The organism is Desemzia sp. FAM 23988 (assembly GCF_045528365.1).
Taxonomy (GTDB): domain Bacteria; phylum Bacillota; class Bacilli; order Lactobacillales; family Carnobacteriaceae; genus Desemzia.
Genome location: NZ_JBGQQS010000001.1, coordinates 21343 through 37142, shown reverse-complemented (window position 1 = coordinate 37142; position 15800 = coordinate 21343). Strand labels below are relative to the sequence as shown.

Sequence of the window (15800 nt, the reverse complement as noted above, 5' to 3'; positions counted from 1 at the left end):
GATGAAGGAGAGAAGTAAGTGAGTGAAAGTAAAGTTAAAGCGAAAGCACAAAAACAAGCAAACTACTTAATGGAGTGGTTAAGAGATCATGGTTTTAAAGTTACTGGTAAATTTTTTGTCTCAAAAGATAAAGAAGTAACAATTTGGTCTACCGATCGTAAACATTTACACAACTTGTTTCTAATTGATGAGCGCTACCAAATTTATAAATGGTTTGGTATGCAGCATGGATGGGAGAAGATGGTGGATGAAAAAGCAATCCAGGGAAATAATAGCGTTCAATATCAGCAAGTTCAGAAGTGAGAAAGGTATCAGTAGAGAAATGTTATCCAGAAGAATGGGCATTTCTCCAAGCTATATCCAAAGAATTGAAGAAGCAACAGTTGGATTGAGTCCAGATACTTTAGATAAATTTGCTGACACATTAAGAATCGAACCATACAAATTTCTTATTGATTGGAGTTCCGAAGAAATTCGTGAAGCGATCAAAGAAGCAGATGAAAATGAAAGATGGGGTTAGATGATTAAGATATTAGAATTGTTTGGTGGAATAGGGGCACCAAGAAAAGCTTTGATTAATTTAGGAGTCAAACATAAGTCAATTGATTATGTTGAATGGAACGAAAAAGCTGTCAGAACCTATAATGAAATATTTGATAACAATTATCGTTCTGAATCAGTTGTTGGTTATGATTTGAAACCTGATATTTTGATACATGGTTCACCCTGTCAGGATTTTAGTATTGCTGGGAAACAATATGGTGGAAACACCGAAGATGGTACAAGAAGTTCTCTTATGTTTGAAACAATTAGAATCATACAGAACATGGGTATTTGGAAACCTAAAATTGTAGTTTGGGAAAATGTTAAGAATGTTTTATCTAAGAGAATGATGGGGGCATTCAATCGTTATTTATCCGATATGGAATCATTAGGATATAAAAACAGTTTTGAAGTTCTTGATGCGAGAGATTTTGGAATACCTCAAGCCCGACAAAGAATATTCGTGGTCAGTAAGCTAGATGGTCCGGCATTTGATTTTACTCTATTAGAAAAGAAACCTACGCAAAATATTCAAGCATTTCTTGAAAGTGATGTTGATGATCGCTATATCATCACGCAGCCCAGCATGTTGAAGAAAATTAATTCATCTTCTACCAGATCGTTAAATGTGATTGAAGATTTTGCTTGGACAATTACAACCAAGCAAATGCGTTGTCCAAACAGTGGGATCATACCTATAGGAAATGGAAAATATCGATTATTGACCGAACTCGAATGTTGGAGACTAATGGGTTTTGAAGATAATGACTATCATAATGCAGCAAAAGCACATCCGAGACGAAAAAATTTCTTAAACGGAACCTTATATCACCAGTCGGGTAATAGCATTGTCGTAGATGTGTTGGAAGAATTGTTCAGTAAAATTTTAGGATTGGAGAGAGGTTAAAAATGTTAAAGAAAATAAATATTGGTTTATCCATTTTGATTCTGATGTTATTAACGTTGATAACGTATTACATTATTAAAACCGAAACCTATGTTAAAACACTACATCAAAATTTAGCAGATGTATATGTTGAGCTACAACGAGTAGAATTTGAACGTGATGGAAATAAAGAGCAGTTACTCATTAGTAACTGGAAGTTGAATCAAATTGAAGCTAGAAACGAAGGAATAAAATACCAAACTATGGAGAGTGAAAATAATGAGTAAACTATACGATACTTCAGAACAATTTAAAAATGTAACTGCACTTGGATTTGAAAAACTTATAGAAATAGAAGTTGACCCTAATCAAGATGATTATACGATTATTCAGTCTTATCCGAATGGTCAAGCTATCGTCATTCAAATGGAAGATGATGAGGAAGGTAAGCGGACTGCAAAAATTAATGTTTCGGACAGTGTAGTGATATTAGATCCAATCACCGATGGAACTCTTGATATTTTTGGTGATGAATAATGGCTGGAAAAAAAAAAATCGTTATAAAGTGAAGACTAGTGGTTTGGTTATTGAAGAAAGTATTTCTGCTGATTGGTGTAAAGGAAAATCAGATGATGAAATCATCGTAAAAATATTGATTATCCATTCGTTTTTCAATGTTTTACAGTCGTTCAATGAAGGTAGAAGAACAATTAAGTTGGTTCCAATACGAGTTCATGAGGAGAGTGCTAAATGAAAGGGTGTTTGTATTTAATCTCGTTTGCACTAGCAGCGTTGCTCTTTATTTATTACGGAATGATTAATCTAGACACACATCGGATGACATTATTCGGTTTCGTTGCAGCTTTTTACATGTTTGCGATACAAAGAGAAATTAAAAAGTAAGAGGGAGGATGGGGGTAATGAAACAATACGCGGTTTATAAAGGTGAAAAACTTCTCGCAATGGGAACAGCCAAAGAATGTGCTGCAGTATTAGATGTTCGAGTTAAAACAATTCATTATTATGCTACTCCTAATTATCAAAGTAGAGGTAATGGTCCAAATAGACGCATCACGATTGAAATATAAAATGATTCACTTAAATATGAATTTTATCCAAAGATTCATATTTAAGTGAATTAAAATATGGAGGGTAATCAAAATGTTAGATAAACAAGAGATTTTAGCAAAGTTAGAAAAAGAAAGAAAATTTGCAGTAGAAAGTAACATGGAAATTATGGCTTTTGGAATCGGTCAAGCGATGAAAGTTATCGAAAACATGAAAGAGAATGGTGCGGAATGAAAACAAAACGAATAGAAGTAGTGTTACATCCTTTAGAAATGGAACACCAATTTCCAATAGGTAAAGAGATCATAATTGGAGGTAAACACTACAAAGTATTAGGTGATTATCAAGACGCAAAACAATCTACTAGTTTCGCTTCTTATCCCAGTTTTTTAGCTGAGGAGGTTCCTAATGAGTAAAATAAACAAACCTAATCATTATGTGGGAGTGGATGGTCTGGAAGTAGAAAATGTGTTGAAGAATTTCATTCCAAGATACGAGGATGCGTATGTTGCACATCGTGCTGCTAGTGCAACAGAATATATTCTCCGTAGCCCTTTAAAAAATGGAGTAGAAGATCTAAAGAAAGCAAGAAAAAATTTAGACCAAGCAATCGAATATTTGGAGAATAAGCGAACCATTGACACTCATTATGGCGGATATAATATTTTAGATTAGGAGGAGTGGTGGATAAATGTTTGAGTATATCGTTATGTTTTTAGTTGGATATGCGATTGGAAAATCACCGTTTATTATTCAATGGTTGAAGGTTAGAGAAGAAAATAAAGAATTGAAGAAAGACATCATCGTTCTCAAAGAACATTTAACAAATAGTGGTAGGGGTCGAATAATTCATAAATCGGTTCAAGATGAATGAAAAGTTCAAGGTTGGTTCAAGATGAAGGTTCAAGATGAAACCCTTGGGAGAGTAAGAGGTTCAAGATGGTTCAAGATGAAATCAAGTTCTTTATGTAATGTACTAAATTAGAGTAATTTATAGTTATTACTCTAATATATAAGTATATAGTACCAAATGACGAACCATCTTGAACCGATAGATTGAATCCGTTGGGAGAGTAAGAACTAAGACGGTTCAAGATAGATATTTTTAACTTGAACCCATCTTGAACCTGAATGTTTACCTTGAACCGCTTGTCAAATGAGAAAGGTTGTGTAAATTATTGAATGATTCCAAAGAATACTTAAATCAAATTCGATATGTCGATGAAGATATTAAGTTAGCAAGAGAAGACCTTGAAAATATGAGTGCATCGTTCTTAGGCGCACAACAATTAAAAACCGATAAAGTACAAACTTCAGCACGAGAAAGTTACGATGACGGATATGTTGCTTATGCTGAATTGAAAACGTCTATTGATAAGAAGATAGGTGATTCGCTTCGATTGAAAATGAAAATCGGTAATGAGATTGATCAGTTGAGTGATCGTAAACAAAAATATGTACTTAAAGCAAGATATGTATTGAATAAGTCCTGGAAAGATATTGCTTATTCTCTTAATTATACTGAACGACATGTGCATCGAATCCACGGTAAAGCATTGATTGCATTCGGTAAAAAATATTGTCCTAAACTGTCTAGTAATGACACTGAAAGACATTGTAAGACATCGTAATCCATCATATTATGTAAATGTAAGATAATACAAAAAAAGAGATATTTGTCCTGGTCACCTCCTTCCAGTACAGGTATCTCTTTTTTCTTTATCTAATTTAAGCGAGGTGGTGGGATTAATGTGGATTGGGTAGAAATTAGAGCTGAATTTGAAAGTACAGATATAACAATGAAGGCTTTAGCCGAAAAACATGATGTCAAGCCCTCAACGTTGAGAAGTCGTAAAAATCGGGAAGGATGGCAACGAAATGTTGCAACGCAACACAAAACGAATGTTGCATCAAAAAATAAAAAAGTTGCATCAGAAAACGTTGCAGAACCAACAAAGAGTAGAAAAGGAATAGGTAATCCTAATCCTAAGAATCAATTTACAAAACGGAACTCGATAGCATTGAAATCAGGATTCTGGAGTAAATATTTGAATGAAGAACAAGTTGAAATTATGGATTTGATGGAAGGTAAATCACTTGTTGATCAACTTTGGATTCAGATTCAAATTAATTTTAGCTCTATTGTTCGAATGCAAAAAATTATGTTTGTTGAAGATGCTTCAGATGATTCAAGAGTAGAAATCGGTAGTTCATGGGGAGATAAAGGTGTAGGAGATACTCATAAGCATATGTTTGCTTATGAGAAGTATGAATCCTACATCAAAGCTCAAACAAGAGCTATGGCCGAACAAAGAAATTTGATCAAACAATTTAGTGAATTAACAGATGAGTTTGATGAAAGAAGATTGAGAATTGAACTATTGAATAATCAAGTCGAAAAATCTAATTTAGAAATTAAAGAAATCAAAGCATCAATTCCTGGTTCAAATGGTAATGAAGATGATGGATTCTTAGAAGCTATTAATCAATCCATGGATTCTATTTGGAGTGATTCGGATGGCTAAAACAAAAAAAGCAAACATAGTTTTTAAATTTACTAACTTCTCCAAAAAACAAATGCGAGTATTGAGTTGGTGGCAACATCCATCATTTAAAAATTTGGAAGCTATTATTTGTGATGGCTCTGTTCGTGCTGGTAAAACGTTGATCATGTCATTGAGTTTTATCTTATGGGCTATGACGGAATTTAAAGAAGAACAGTTTGGGATGGCTGGTAAAACGATTGGATCATTCAGACGTAATGTATTGAGAACTCTCAAAATTATTTTGTGGGGACGAGGATATAAGGTTCATGATAATCGTTCCGAGAATATCTTGACCGTATCTAAAGGTGACAAAACAAATTATTTCTTTATATTTGGTGGGAAAGATGAATCATCACAAGATTTGGTTCAAGGGATTACATTAGCAGGTTTCTTCTTTGATGAAGCTGCATTGATGCCACAATCATTCGTTAATCAAGCAACAGCACGTTGTTCGGTAGATGGTTCTAAACTATGGTTTAATATGAATCCTGAAGGACCCTATCATTGGTTCAAGACTGAATGGATTGACAAAGCAAAAGAAAAATTAGCTTTGCACATTCATTTTACAATGGATGATAATCCTTCATTGAGTGAGAGAGTAAAAAATAGATATAAACGAATGTATTCCGGTGTGTTCTTCCAGCGGTTTATTTTAGGTTTGTGGGTAATGTCTGAAGGAATCATTTACGATAATTTTGATCAAGAGACAATGGTCGTGGATATTCCAAAAGACATGGTATTCACTAGACATTATATCTCAGTCGATTATGGTACGTTGAACCCTACTGCATTCTTATTGTGGGGACAAAACAAAGATACATGGTATTGTCGTGATGAATATTATCATTCCGGACGTGATACACAACGTCAAAAAACAGATGAACAATATGTTAAGGATATGAATAAATTTGTTGAAGATCATGAATTAAGTAAATCAGATGTGAGAATTATTGTTGACCCTTCAGCTGCTTCTTTCATTACGGCTTTAAGAAATGACGGATATGTTGTTGAACAAGCAAGTAATGATGTGTTAGATGGGATAAGAGCAACGGCTTCTGCAATGAATGAAGGTTTAATTAAATTCAGTAGAAAATGTAAAAACGTTATTCAAGAATTTAGTTCTTATCGATGGGATGACAAAGCTTCTTTGTTGGGTAAAGACAAACCAATTAAAGAACATGATCATGCGATGGATGCATTGCGTTATTTCGTATTTAAAGTTGTTTATCGTAAAGGTACATTCAGTTTTGATTAAGAAAGAAGGTGAAATAATTTGTTTAAATTTACAAGTCTATCGAGTGATCCAGTTCGATTAAATAAAATCATTCATGAAACGAATGCTATGACGGATGAAGAATTCGTTGAGAAACAGATTGAAGATTTTCTTGCTTCTAAATCACGCAAAGAAATGATTACTGGTGAAGATTACTATGAGGGTAAACATGACATTCTGGAAGTTAAACGTACTGTTATTGGTCAAGGTGGAGAACTAGAAGAAGTTGAGAATCTTCCCAACAATCAAATCATTGATAATCAATACCAAAAGATGGTTGATCAAAAGAAAAACTATTTATTGGGTAAACCCATCATCTTCCAATCAGAAAATAAAACTTATAACAAATTATTAGATGATGTTTTAAATAAGAGGTTCCAGCGTCTAATAAAGAATATTGGTGAAGATGCTCTTAATTGTGGCATTGGATGGTTGTTCTTGAATTATGATGATAAAGGAACATTATCTATGAGACGGTTAAAACCTTATCAAGTCATTCCTGGATGGTCTGATTTTGAACATGAAGAATTAGAATACTTAATTTACTTCTATGATTGGGAGTCTCCTTCAGGTGAAGAATTTCAGAAAGTTGAAGTCTATGATTCAAACGGTATTAGTCGTTTTATTCGTACTGAAAACAAACTGATTCCAGATGAAGAACCCTTCAGTAACTATTTTAGTGCGATTGATGAAGAAGGAAATGAGACACCGTTTAATTGGTTGCAGCTTCCTATAATTCCATTCAGATATAACACAAAAGAAATACCATTGATTCGTAAGGTCAAATCATTACAAGATGCGATCAATAAAGTATTGTCCACGTTTGCAAATAACATGGAAGAGGATGCACGAAATACTATTCTTATCCTGGTCAACTATGATGGTCAGAACTTAGGTGAGTTCAGAAGAAACTTAGCTCAATATGGTGCAGTTAAAGTTCGAAATGATTCCACTACAGGTGGCGGTGATGTTAAAACGTTGCAAGTTGAAGTAAATGCTGAAAACTATAAAGTTATCTTGAAGCTATTCAAAGATGCCTTGATTGAGAACGCACGTGGGTATGATGGTAAAGATGATCGTTTGAATGGTACTCCAAATCAAATGAACATTCAATCTATGTATTCAGATATTGATTTGGATGCTAATGAAATGGAAACAGAATTTCAAGCTAGTTTTGAACAAATGCTTTATTTCATTGACATTCACTTTGTTAATTCGAATAAAGGTGAATACGAAGAAATTGTAGATGTAGTTTTTAATCGGGATATGATGCTGAATGAATCTGAAATCATTACGAACATACGAAATAGTACTGGTGTCATTTCACGTAAATCACAAGTCAAGAATCATCCTTGGATTGATAATGTGGATGAAGAAATGCAGTTGATTGATGAAGAAGAAACTAAAGTGGATGAATATGAAAATGCCTTTAAGAAGGTGAAGACGGATGAAGTCGAATAAGTATTGGAAGAATCGTTTTGAAGCACTTGAACAAATGGAACACGATGAAGCGATTGATTTGTATCAAAATTTAGAAAATAAATTCAATAAAACTCAAAAGGATTTAGCTAAATCTATTGAACAATGGTATCAACGAGTAGCGGTAAACAATGAAATATCAATGGCTGATGCACGTAAGTTCATTTCGGCAGCTGAATTAGAAGAACTTCAATGGGATGTGGAAGATTACATTCGATATGGTGAAGAGAACGAAGATAATCCTATTTGGATGAAGCAGCTTGAAAATGCTTCAGCAAGAGTTCATATTTCTAATTTAGATTTAGCTAAACTTCAAATTCAAAATCATGTTGAAGTATTATTCGCTGAATACCTAGCTGGTGTCACTTCATTATCTAAAAAAGTAATCCCCGATACTTATTATCATTCTGTATTTGAAGTTCAAAAGGGGTTCAATGTTGGTTGGAAAGTTCAATCTTTTGATAAACGTAGATTAGATAAAATCATCAATAAACCTTGGTCAGTAGATAAGAAAATATTTAGTGATCGTATTTGGGAAAACAAAGATAAGTTAGTCAATGAGTTGCATAAAGAATTAACTCAAATGACTATTCGTGGCGGTAAACCTGATGAAGCCATCAAGAATATTGCTAAAAAAATGAATACTTCTAAAAAGCAAGCCGGACGGTTAATTATGACTGAATCGGCTTATTTTTATGCTGAAAGTCAAAAGGAAGCTTATCAAGATTTGGATGTTGAAAAATATCAGATTGTTGCTACTTTAGATAGCCTTACATCTGAAATTTGTCAAGATATGGACTTAGAAGTATTTGAAATGTCCAATTACGAGGTTGGTGTCACTGCACCGCCATTCCATCCAAATTGCCGTACCGTTACTATTCCATACTTTGAAGATGACTTCATTATTGGTAGTCGTGCAGCACGTGATGATGAAACAGGTAAAACTTACTATGTTCCGGCAAACATGAAGTATGAAGATTGGTATGCGGAATACATTGAACCAAATATAGATGAACGCAAATACAACGAATATGTTAATAAAATGAAGACGAAATATAAAGTGAAGAGTTTCGATACGTTACTGGATAAACTTTCAGACAAAGATTATGAAAAATTAGGTGTAATTGATGTTTCGAATAATGTGATCGAACAAGTACCTAAAAAGAGAAAAAAATAACTTTGAAAGGAGGGTTAGGTAATGGATGAGGTTAAGAAAGCACAATTGGAACAGTTGAATGCTATGCGTAAAGAATTGAATTTATTCATTGAATCATTTGAAAAAGATGAAGTTATTCTCTTAGATGGACGTATGACAAACGAAATAAATACCGGAAATAAAGAAGAACAACATCATAATGAATTGTGGATTTCTATTGAATTCTTGCCCATTAAAGAAAGGAAGTGATCCAATATCTAATCTGACTTGAAGGTGGTGAACTATGGATTTCAAACAAGCTAAACAAAAGAAAGAACGCGGATACTCGGTTAATGAGTTAGTGGATGAATTGGTAGAAACGAAAGATACTTATGAACAAGTTATCATTGTAGCCATCAACAAGGATAAAGAAGTAGACATCTCCTTTTCAACAGAAGAAACTTCTTCAGTTATAGGATTATTGGAAGTTGTAAAATCTATTTTAGTCGATGAAATAAGAGGTTAGCCAATATGAAAACAAGAATATTATTTGAAAAAACCAATGTCAAAATAGAATGCGAACCATTTTGGAAACTTATGTGGTGGGTTAGATGTATACGTTTTTGGTTCAAACCACAAACATTTACAATTACACATAATGACGAACCGGTTGAACGATTGTTAATATTCGTATTAGGAAAACCAACATTTATTGGTCCTGAAGAATGACTTTAAAAGTCTTAATACCGAACGTGAGCGGAATATCTCACAACTCTAACTGGTACCGACCAGAATAAAAAGGAATGGAGATTTTAATTATGGATTGGATTAAAACGATTTTAAACAAACACACTAAAGAAGATGGAACTGTTGACTTGGTAGAAGCAAACAAGGAAATAGACGCGGAATTTCCAAAAAATGCAGTACCTAAAACAGACTTCAATTCTAAAGTAGAAGAATTAAAAACCGCTAACGAAACACTTGAAACATTACAAAAAGACAATGTTGATGTGAAAGAACTTCAAGATACTATTGTCGAATATAAAGAAAAAGTCGAAACGCTTGAAACTGAACGTGTCGCTGAACTAAAACAAATGAAATTAGACCAAGCGGTTGAACGTCAATTGAATAAGTTCAAAGCAAAGAATGAAAAAGCAGTCAAAGCTTTACTAGAGTTAAAAAAGGTTGAATTAAATGAAGATGGATCGATTAAGGGATTGGAAGAACAATTAAATGCCTTGAAAGAATCAGATGCTTATTTATTCAATATCGAAGAACCACCTAAAGATCCAAATTTTAAAGGTGCTCAACCTGGTAGTCAGAAACAAAATGATTCAAAAGAAAAAGTTGATTTCAGTAAAATGTCATACGCTGAAATTGATACTTATTTAAAAAATACAAAACAATAAAATCGAAAAGGATGATAGATAATGGCAAAATTTGATGCAAAAACTTTTAACCCTGAAGCATTTGGAGCGTATGTGGATACAGTTCCTAAATTAACAAAGAATGAATTGTTGAAATCACGAGCATTACGTTCAAACGAACAAATTCGTAATGCATTTACAGGACAAACCGGAGTAGTATATGCTGTTTTACCTATGTTTGGTCGTATTGGTGGAGACCCATTGAACTATGACGGTCAAACAGATATTACGGCAACTAGCACTACTACTTTTGATCGTGGTGTCGTTGTTATTGGTCGTGCGAAAGCATGGGTTGAACGCGACTTTAGTGAAGATATTACTGGTGGAGTAGATTTCATGAGCAATGTTGGTCGTCAAGCGTCTGAATATTGGGAAGACGTTGACCAAGATACATTATTGGCTATTTTGAATGGTGTGTTCTCAATGACTGGTACAGGAAATGCTAAATTTATTGATAATCATACAGTTGAATCTGATGATTTTGTAGGAGCTACCACTTTAAATAGTGCAATTCAAAAAGCATCTGGAGATAAGAAAAATAAATTCTCATTAATTATCATGCACTCACAAGTAGCTACCAATTTAGAAAACTTGAATGTTTTACAATATTTAAAATATACAGATGCAAACGGAATTGAACGTCAATTACAATTAGCAACTTGGAATGGTAAAACAGTATTGATCGATGACGCTATGCCGACTGAAGAAGTGCCAGCAGATGTAGAGGCGGAAACTGAAGCTTATACCAAATACACGTCTTATGTATTGGGTGATGGAGCATTTGACCATGAAGATGTTGGTGTAAAGGTTCCTCACGAAATGGCTCGTGATGCAAAAGTAAACGGTGGGGAAGATACTTTATATAGTCGTCAGCGCAAAGTATTTGCACCTTATGGAATTTCATTTACTAAAAAAGCAATGGTTACTAATTCACCAACAAAAGCAGAATTGGAAAATGGAACTAACTGGGAATTAGTTCACGATGGTGGTAATGCTTCAGCACGTAAATACTTTGACCACAAAGATGTTCCAATCGTTAAATTAGTGTCTCGTGGGTAATTAGAAAGGGGATGACCCTTAATGGCTCTATTTGAAAGTGTAAAAAATATAGTTAAAGATGATGTAATCTTGGATGCGATTATCGAGCGATCAATTGAACGATTGAAAACTTTTGGTATTGAGTTGGGAACTGAAGATGCATTTGAATTGTCTTATGCAATTGGAAAAGTAAAAGAAACCATCCTTAATGAAACTAATTTACTTTCTATACCTGAAGGACTCATTTATACGGCAGTTAATATGGTGTGTGGCGAGTTTTTAAACGTAAGGCAATTAACAGGTCGATTAAGTGAATTCGATTCAAAACAAGCCTTAAAATCGATTAAAACTGGTGATGTCACTACTACTTTTCAAGATGGTGGCAGTAGTGGTATTGATGTTTTAATTGGTCAACTCATGAATTATGGGCGAGGTGATTTATTATCTTATCGCAAAATCAAATGGTGACTGTCAGAAATGCAGTTGAAAGTACCTATATTGGAAAATGTACGATTTGGAAGAAAGAAAAAATCAAATTACCAAATGGTTCAACAAGTTTTGGACCGGTAATCGATAAACCCGACATTCCATGTAAGTTGTCTTTTTCCAATATTAATTCAGCTAATTCAAGCGATAATGCTACTTTAGTTTCAACTGTCGTTAAATTATTCATTAATCCAGATATTAAAATAGAGCCTGGTTCAAAACTAGTCGTTACTCAAAATGGTGAAACAAATGAGTACGGTAAAAGTGGAGAACCAGCTCTTTATTTTACTCATCAAGAAATCATCCTGGAATCATTTGGAGGTTGGACTTAATGGGTAAACGATTTGGGAAAGCAGATTTTAAACAACTAAAGGACTTACACAAAAAGTTTGAAAAACTAGACGGTAAACAAATCATTGAATTCTATGAAGCAGCTGCAAAAGAATTAGCAGCCAGATTATTAGGGTTGGTTATTCCCAGAACGGCTGTCGGTCAATATTCTTCAGGTTCTGGAAAAGTTGGTGGAACATTAAGACGTGGATGGACCAATGAAAAAGATATAGATTTTAAATCTTATGCTGAATCGTTGTCCGTCACTTCTACAGGTTCATCTTTCGTTATTGAGATCATCAATCCAGTAGATTATGCCAGCTATGTTGAGTTTGGTCATAGAACACCAAATCATAAAGGTTGGGTAGCTGGTCAATTCATGCTGACTATATCTGAAGAAGAACTACAAGCCGCTACACCACAAATATTAGAAAAAATGATTGTGGGAATGTTTAAGGACGTGTTTGGATGATAAATAACATCATTGATGGGATTTCTTTAGCTTTAAGTAAAGAATTTCCAGAGTCAGAAATTTATACAGAAAATGTCGAACAAGGTTTAAATGAACCTTGTTTTTTGATTACGTTGGTTAAACCGGAAAATGAACAGTTCATAAATAACAAATACAAACAGAAACATTTATTTTTGATTCAATACTTCCCTAAAGGTGGTAGAAACGAAATTAACGAGGTTTTAGGACGTTTGAATTTTGTTCTTGAAGAAGTTACTGACTTGAACGAGAAATCGTTCAGAGGTTCTAAAATGAACGCTGAACCAGTGGATAATGTTCTACATTTTTTCGTTCACTATGACTTTTTTACACATAAAGTGGAAATAATGGGGGACCCAATGGAATCCATCGAAGTAAAAAATACAGCAAGGAGTTGAACATTTTGGTAGAAAAAAAAGAAGTGTCAAAAAAAGAAATTGCTAAATTTTCGAAAGAAAAATTAGTGAAATCTGAAAAGTATGCGAATCGAAAAGACATTCTAAATGTGATTTTGGAAAACGAAAAAGAATATTCATTTGAAGAAGTCGATAATAAAATGAATAAATTTATGAAGGGAAAGGTGAAGTAATATGGCATTAGGTGGCGGAACGTTCGTTTCTCAAAACAAGGTTTTACCAGGTTCGTATATTAATTTCATTTCAGCCGCAACAGTTGATGCGTCGTTATCTGATCGTGGCATTGCTGCAATGGCATTAGATTTGGATTGGGGTATTGATAACGAAGTATTTGTTGTAAGTCGTGAGGATCTAACTAAACATTCACGTAAGATTTTTGGTTATGATTATGGACACGAAAAAATGAAAGGTTTACGAGATTTATTCTTAAACATTCATACGTTAATCACTTATAAATTGACAAGTGGTGGAATCAAAGCATCCAATGCTTTTGCTACTGCAAAACATTCTGGTGTTCGTGGAAATGATTTAAAAATTTCCATTCAACCAACTGTTGATGACGAATCTAAGTTTGAAGTCATCACATTATTAGGAACTTCAGTTGTAGATGAACAAATCGTTTCTAATTCATCAGAATTAAGTTCAAATGATTTCGTTGAGTTCAAAGAAGGTTCAACATTAGTTCAAACTGCTGCTACACCTTTAACAGGTGGAACAAATGGAACGGTTGACGGTGCATCACACCAAGCATTCTTGGACAAGTCAGAATCACAAGCATTTAATGCAATTGGAGTTGTAACTGAAGACCCTACAATCAACCAATTGTACGCGGTACATGCCGAACGTTTACGTGATGAATTGGGTCAAAAATTCCAAGCTGTCGTATTTAATACAGCAGCAGACTATGAAGGTGTCGTAAACGTCAAAAATGAAGCCGTAGACGAAGGAGTTTCAAGATCTTCACTAGTTTATTGGGTGACTGGTATTGTTGCTGGTACAGCCGTAAATGCTTCAGCTTTAAATAGTATTTATGATGGTGAATTCGATGTAAATGTTGAATATACTCAAACTGAATTAGAGCAAGCAATTAAAGCTGGTGAATTCACATTACACCAAGTGGGTTCAGATATTCGTGTATTAAGTGATGTTAATTCACTTGTTACATTTACCGCGGACAAAGGAAAAATCTTCCAAGATAACCAAACAGTGCGTATTGTGGATCAAATTGCAAATGACATTGCTACTTTATTCAGCACCAAATATCTTGGTCAAATTCCTAATGATCAATCGGGTCGTGTTTCACTTCAATCTGATATCATTAGCCATCATTTAGAGTTACAAGCAGCACGCGCAATTGAAAACTTCAGTGAAGAAGACGTAACTGTCGAACAAGGTGATAGCAAGAAATCAATCATTGTAAACGATGCGGTAACAATTATCAACACAATGGAACAGTTATACATGTCCGTTGTGGTCCAATAAGAAAGGGGAATGACTAATGCAAAATGCAATTATGAAAGGTCAAGATACACTTTCAGCTAAACTAGCTGAATGTTTTATCACTATAGCTGGAAGACGGTATAATTTTGGTAACATCATTGATTTTGAAGCACCGATTGAAAAAAATAAAGTGGAAGTTCCGATTCTTGGGAAAATTATGACATCTCACAAAACAGTAGGGATGACCGGAACATTTTCCGGAACAATGCACTACAACCAATCCATTTTTAGACAAACATTGATTGATTATAAGAATACTGGTTTGGATCCTTACTTCGAAATCCAAATCACAAATGAAGACCCTCAAACAAGTGTTGGCCGTCAAACAATCATCTTGAAAGATTGCAACTTAGATGGTGGAACATTAACGAAATTTGATGCTGATGGTGAATACTTAGATGAAGATGTCGAAGGAACGTTCGAAGACTTCACTATGCCAGAAAAATTCAAAGCATTGCTTGGGATGTAATAAATCCACCGAACCCAAAAATCTCAATGGTTTTTGGGTTCTTTTTTGTATAAAAATAACAAAACAACTAAAGGAATGGTGAACTCAATGTCAAACTTATCAAAATTCTTAAAGAAAAATAAAAAACTAAGAGAAAATACTTCTTTTGCCGCTACAAAATCAATTGCGGATGAAAATGGAAATGCATTAGAATGGGCGATTAAACCATTAACCACAAAAATGAATGAAGATATTCGTGATGAGTGTACGGTTGAAGTTCCAGTGGACAAAAAACGTCATATGTACCGTCAAAAATTAAACACATCTAAATATGGTACAAAATTAATTGTGGCCAGTGTTATTGAACCGGATTTGAATAACGCTGAACTTCAAGATTCATATGGAGTTAAAACACCGGATGAATTAGTTCAAGAAATGATTGATGATCCAGGTGAATTTGCTGAATTCCAAAAATTCATTCAAGAATTTAATGGGTTTACTGAAAAGGATAATGAAGCGGTAGACGAAGCAAAAAACTAATCACTGAAGGAGATACTGACGCGAACATCGCGTACTATTGCCTTCACAAGTTCAATATACTTCCCAATCAATACTTAGCTTTGGATGGACAAGAGAAAGCTTTCATCATCGCCGCCATTCAAGTGAAAATGGAAGAAGAAAAGGAACAAGAGAAACAAAGTAAAAGAGGAATGAAGAAACCTAGAAAACGATAGA

General features: G+C 34.1%; 29 protein-coding genes. All 29 read left to right on the top strand.

Going from position 1 to position 15800, the window contains the following annotated elements; genetic code table 11:
• The first annotated feature begins 18 nt into the window (after positions 1 to 18).
• Positions 19 to 303: a hypothetical protein gene (locus ACEN4L_RS00255; RefSeq protein WP_165702192.1), complete on the top strand. Its 285-nt coding sequence runs from the start codon at positions 19 to 21 to the stop codon at positions 301 to 303.
• Positions 248 to 520 (top strand): helix-turn-helix transcriptional regulator, encoded by a 273-nt coding sequence (locus ACEN4L_RS00250; protein WP_165702191.1) that lies wholly within the window; start codon positions 248 to 250, stop codon positions 518 to 520. Before ACEN4L_RS00255 ends, ACEN4L_RS00250 begins: the two co-directional genes overlap by 56 nt.
• Positions 521 to 1450: a DNA cytosine methyltransferase gene (locus tag ACEN4L_RS00245; protein ID WP_407095330.1), complete on the top strand. Its 930-nt coding sequence runs from the start codon at positions 521 to 523 to the stop codon at positions 1448 to 1450.
• A 2-nt stretch (positions 1451 to 1452) separates the two neighbouring features.
• Entirely contained in the window at positions 1453 to 1716 is a 264-nt protein-coding gene (locus ACEN4L_RS00240) for a hypothetical protein (RefSeq protein WP_131832538.1), read from the top strand.
• On the top strand, positions 1709 to 1966 hold the full coding sequence (locus ACEN4L_RS00235; RefSeq protein WP_131832537.1) for a hypothetical protein: 258 nt from the start codon (positions 1709 to 1711) through the stop codon (positions 1964 to 1966). Before ACEN4L_RS00240 ends, ACEN4L_RS00235 begins: the two co-directional genes overlap by 8 nt.
• A gap of 213 nt (positions 1967 to 2179) precedes the next feature.
• A complete protein-coding gene (locus ACEN4L_RS00230) occupies positions 2180 to 2332 on the top strand; it encodes a hypothetical protein (protein WP_407095328.1) in 153 nt (50 codons plus the stop codon).
• A gap of 17 nt (positions 2333 to 2349) precedes the next feature.
• Positions 2350 to 2517 (top strand): hypothetical protein, encoded by a 168-nt coding sequence (locus ACEN4L_RS00225; protein WP_165702190.1) that lies wholly within the window; start codon positions 2350 to 2352, stop codon positions 2515 to 2517.
• A gap of 73 nt (positions 2518 to 2590) precedes the next feature.
• Positions 2591 to 2731 carry a hypothetical protein gene (locus ACEN4L_RS00220; protein WP_165702194.1) on the top strand — a complete coding sequence of 47 codons (141 nt, stop codon included), beginning with the start codon at positions 2591 to 2593 and terminating at the stop codon, positions 2729 to 2731.
• Positions 2728 to 2913 (top strand): hypothetical protein, encoded by a 186-nt coding sequence (locus tag ACEN4L_RS00215; RefSeq protein WP_407095326.1) that lies wholly within the window; start codon positions 2728 to 2730, stop codon positions 2911 to 2913. The genes ACEN4L_RS00220 and ACEN4L_RS00215 overlap by 4 nt, the downstream gene beginning before the upstream one ends.
• Complete coding sequence (locus tag ACEN4L_RS00210; protein WP_079650404.1) at positions 2906 to 3172, top strand: DUF3310 domain-containing protein; 267 nt, start codon at positions 2906 to 2908, stop codon at positions 3170 to 3172. Before ACEN4L_RS00215 ends, ACEN4L_RS00210 begins: the two co-directional genes overlap by 8 nt.
• A 16-nt stretch (positions 3173 to 3188) precedes the next feature.
• A complete protein-coding gene (locus ACEN4L_RS00205) occupies positions 3189 to 3371 on the top strand; it encodes a hypothetical protein (protein WP_131832535.1) in 183 nt (60 codons plus the stop codon).
• A gap of 385 nt (positions 3372 to 3756) precedes the next feature.
• Entirely contained in the window at positions 3757 to 4128 is a 372-nt protein-coding gene (locus ACEN4L_RS00200; RefSeq protein WP_079650402.1) for a DUF1492 domain-containing protein, read from the top strand.
• Between the two features lie 120 nt (positions 4129 to 4248).
• Positions 4249 to 5022 carry a hypothetical protein gene (locus ACEN4L_RS00195; RefSeq protein WP_131832533.1) on the top strand — a complete coding sequence of 258 codons (774 nt, stop codon included), beginning with the start codon at positions 4249 to 4251 and terminating at the stop codon, positions 5020 to 5022.
• Positions 5015 to 6298 (top strand): PBSX family phage terminase large subunit, encoded by a 1284-nt coding sequence (locus tag ACEN4L_RS00190; RefSeq protein ID WP_079650399.1) that lies wholly within the window; start codon positions 5015 to 5017, stop codon positions 6296 to 6298. Before ACEN4L_RS00195 ends, ACEN4L_RS00190 begins: the two co-directional genes overlap by 8 nt.
• 18 nt (positions 6299 to 6316) lie before the next feature.
• On the top strand, positions 6317 to 7777 hold the full coding sequence (locus ACEN4L_RS00185; RefSeq protein WP_407095325.1) for a phage portal protein: 1461 nt from the start codon (positions 6317 to 6319) through the stop codon (positions 7775 to 7777).
• Positions 7764 to 8972 (top strand): minor capsid protein, encoded by a 1209-nt coding sequence (locus tag ACEN4L_RS00180; protein ID WP_079650397.1) that lies wholly within the window; start codon positions 7764 to 7766, stop codon positions 8970 to 8972. The genes ACEN4L_RS00185 and ACEN4L_RS00180 overlap by 14 nt, the downstream gene beginning before the upstream one ends.
• 21 nt (positions 8973 to 8993) lie before the next feature.
• Complete coding sequence (locus tag ACEN4L_RS00175) at positions 8994 to 9200, top strand: hypothetical protein (RefSeq protein ID WP_131832532.1); 207 nt, start codon at positions 8994 to 8996, stop codon at positions 9198 to 9200.
• Between the two features lie 34 nt (positions 9201 to 9234).
• Entirely contained in the window at positions 9235 to 9456 is a 222-nt protein-coding gene (locus ACEN4L_RS00170) for a hypothetical protein (protein WP_131832531.1), read from the top strand.
• A 5-nt stretch (positions 9457 to 9461) separates the two neighbouring features.
• Entirely contained in the window at positions 9462 to 9659 is a 198-nt protein-coding gene (locus ACEN4L_RS00165) for a hypothetical protein (protein WP_407095324.1), read from the top strand.
• 89 nt (positions 9660 to 9748) lie between these two features.
• Complete coding sequence (locus ACEN4L_RS00160) at positions 9749 to 10339, top strand: phage scaffolding protein (RefSeq protein WP_407095322.1); 591 nt, start codon at positions 9749 to 9751, stop codon at positions 10337 to 10339.
• Between the two features lie 21 nt (positions 10340 to 10360).
• Positions 10361 to 11416 carry a phage coat protein gene (locus ACEN4L_RS00155; RefSeq protein ID WP_079650392.1) on the top strand — a complete coding sequence of 352 codons (1056 nt, stop codon included), beginning with the start codon at positions 10361 to 10363 and terminating at the stop codon, positions 11414 to 11416.
• A gap of 21 nt (positions 11417 to 11437) precedes the next feature.
• Positions 11438 to 11863, top strand: coding sequence for a hypothetical protein (locus ACEN4L_RS00150; RefSeq protein WP_131832530.1), 426 nt, complete (start codon positions 11438 to 11440; stop codon positions 11861 to 11863).
• Positions 11857 to 12213: a hypothetical protein gene (locus ACEN4L_RS00145; RefSeq protein WP_407095321.1), complete on the top strand. Its 357-nt coding sequence runs from the start codon at positions 11857 to 11859 to the stop codon at positions 12211 to 12213. The genes ACEN4L_RS00150 and ACEN4L_RS00145 overlap by 7 nt, the downstream gene beginning before the upstream one ends.
• On the top strand, positions 12213 to 12683 hold the full coding sequence (locus ACEN4L_RS00140) for an HK97 gp10 family phage protein (RefSeq protein ID WP_079650388.1): 471 nt from the start codon (positions 12213 to 12215) through the stop codon (positions 12681 to 12683). The genes ACEN4L_RS00145 and ACEN4L_RS00140 overlap by 1 nt, the downstream gene beginning before the upstream one ends.
• Entirely contained in the window at positions 12680 to 13099 is a 420-nt protein-coding gene (locus ACEN4L_RS00135) for a DUF6838 family protein (protein ID WP_131832529.1), read from the top strand. The genes ACEN4L_RS00140 and ACEN4L_RS00135 overlap by 4 nt, the downstream gene beginning before the upstream one ends.
• Before the next feature lie 5 nt (positions 13100 to 13104).
• Positions 13105 to 13290 (top strand): hypothetical protein, encoded by a 186-nt coding sequence (locus tag ACEN4L_RS00130; protein WP_207557994.1) that lies wholly within the window; start codon positions 13105 to 13107, stop codon positions 13288 to 13290.
• A gap of 1 nt (position 13291) precedes the next feature.
• Positions 13292 to 14599, top strand: coding sequence for a phage tail sheath family protein (locus ACEN4L_RS00125; protein ID WP_079650386.1), 1308 nt, complete (start codon positions 13292 to 13294; stop codon positions 14597 to 14599).
• A 16-nt stretch (positions 14600 to 14615) separates the two neighbouring features.
• A complete protein-coding gene (locus ACEN4L_RS00120) occupies positions 14616 to 15086 on the top strand; it encodes a phage tail tube protein (RefSeq protein WP_079650384.1) in 471 nt (156 codons plus the stop codon).
• Between the two features lie 87 nt (positions 15087 to 15173).
• A complete protein-coding gene (locus tag ACEN4L_RS00115; RefSeq protein WP_079650412.1) occupies positions 15174 to 15605 on the top strand; it encodes a phage tail assembly chaperone in 432 nt (143 codons plus the stop codon).
• The last annotated feature ends 195 nt before the right edge of the window (positions 15606 to 15800 follow it).

What these genes read in the sequence shown, in the direction of transcription:
- ACEN4L_RS00190 (WP_079650399.1), top strand. Translation starts at nt 5,015, where the DNA reads ATGGCTAAAACAAAAAAAGCAAACATAGTTTTTAAATTTACTAACTTC.
- ACEN4L_RS00180 (WP_079650397.1), top strand. Translation starts at nt 7,764, where the DNA reads ATGAAGTCGAATAAGTATTGGAAGAATCGTTTTGAAGCACTTGAACAA.
- ACEN4L_RS00200 (WP_079650402.1), top strand. Translation starts at nt 3,757, where the DNA reads ATGAGTGCATCGTTCTTAGGCGCACAACAATTAAAAACCGATAAAGTA.
- ACEN4L_RS00235 (WP_131832537.1), top strand. Translation starts at nt 1,709, where the DNA reads ATGAGTAAACTATACGATACTTCAGAACAATTTAAAAATGTAACTGCA.
- ACEN4L_RS00245 (WP_407095330.1), top strand. Translation starts at nt 521, where the DNA reads ATGATTAAGATATTAGAATTGTTTGGTGGAATAGGGGCACCAAGAAAA.
- ACEN4L_RS00225 (WP_165702190.1), top strand. Translation starts at nt 2,350, where the DNA reads ATGAAACAATACGCGGTTTATAAAGGTGAAAAACTTCTCGCAATGGGA.
- ACEN4L_RS00165 (WP_407095324.1), top strand. Translation starts at nt 9,462, where the DNA reads ATGAAAACAAGAATATTATTTGAAAAAACCAATGTCAAAATAGAATGC.
- ACEN4L_RS00155 (WP_079650392.1), top strand. Translation starts at nt 10,361, where the DNA reads ATGGCAAAATTTGATGCAAAAACTTTTAACCCTGAAGCATTTGGAGCG.
- ACEN4L_RS00125 (WP_079650386.1), top strand. Translation starts at nt 13,292, where the DNA reads ATGGCATTAGGTGGCGGAACGTTCGTTTCTCAAAACAAGGTTTTACCA.
- ACEN4L_RS00210 (WP_079650404.1), top strand. Translation starts at nt 2,906, where the DNA reads ATGAGTAAAATAAACAAACCTAATCATTATGTGGGAGTGGATGGTCTG.
- ACEN4L_RS00160 (WP_407095322.1), top strand. Translation starts at nt 9,749, where the DNA reads ATGGATTGGATTAAAACGATTTTAAACAAACACACTAAAGAAGATGGA.
- ACEN4L_RS00215 (WP_407095326.1), top strand. Translation starts at nt 2,728, where the DNA reads ATGAAAACAAAACGAATAGAAGTAGTGTTACATCCTTTAGAAATGGAA.
- ACEN4L_RS00250 (WP_165702191.1), top strand. Translation starts at nt 248, where the DNA reads ATGAAAAAGCAATCCAGGGAAATAATAGCGTTCAATATCAGCAAGTTC.
- ACEN4L_RS00170 (WP_131832531.1), top strand. Translation starts at nt 9,235, where the DNA reads ATGGATTTCAAACAAGCTAAACAAAAGAAAGAACGCGGATACTCGGTT.
- ACEN4L_RS00175 (WP_131832532.1), top strand. Translation starts at nt 8,994, where the DNA reads ATGGATGAGGTTAAGAAAGCACAATTGGAACAGTTGAATGCTATGCGT.
- ACEN4L_RS00150 (WP_131832530.1), top strand. Translation starts at nt 11,438, where the DNA reads ATGGCTCTATTTGAAAGTGTAAAAAATATAGTTAAAGATGATGTAATC.
- ACEN4L_RS00115 (WP_079650412.1), top strand. Translation starts at nt 15,174, where the DNA reads ATGTCAAACTTATCAAAATTCTTAAAGAAAAATAAAAAACTAAGAGAA.
- ACEN4L_RS00205 (WP_131832535.1), top strand. Translation starts at nt 3,189, where the DNA reads ATGTTTGAGTATATCGTTATGTTTTTAGTTGGATATGCGATTGGAAAA.
- ACEN4L_RS00145 (WP_407095321.1), top strand. Translation starts at nt 11,857, where the DNA reads ATGGTGACTGTCAGAAATGCAGTTGAAAGTACCTATATTGGAAAATGT.
- ACEN4L_RS00140 (WP_079650388.1), top strand. Translation starts at nt 12,213, where the DNA reads ATGGGTAAACGATTTGGGAAAGCAGATTTTAAACAACTAAAGGACTTA.
- ACEN4L_RS00220 (WP_165702194.1), top strand. Translation starts at nt 2,591, where the DNA reads ATGTTAGATAAACAAGAGATTTTAGCAAAGTTAGAAAAAGAAAGAAAA.
- ACEN4L_RS00240 (WP_131832538.1), top strand. Translation starts at nt 1,453, where the DNA reads ATGTTAAAGAAAATAAATATTGGTTTATCCATTTTGATTCTGATGTTA.
- ACEN4L_RS00230 (WP_407095328.1), top strand. Translation starts at nt 2,180, where the DNA reads ATGAAAGGGTGTTTGTATTTAATCTCGTTTGCACTAGCAGCGTTGCTC.
- ACEN4L_RS00135 (WP_131832529.1), top strand. Translation starts at nt 12,680, where the DNA reads ATGATAAATAACATCATTGATGGGATTTCTTTAGCTTTAAGTAAAGAA.
- ACEN4L_RS00120 (WP_079650384.1), top strand. Translation starts at nt 14,616, where the DNA reads ATGCAAAATGCAATTATGAAAGGTCAAGATACACTTTCAGCTAAACTA.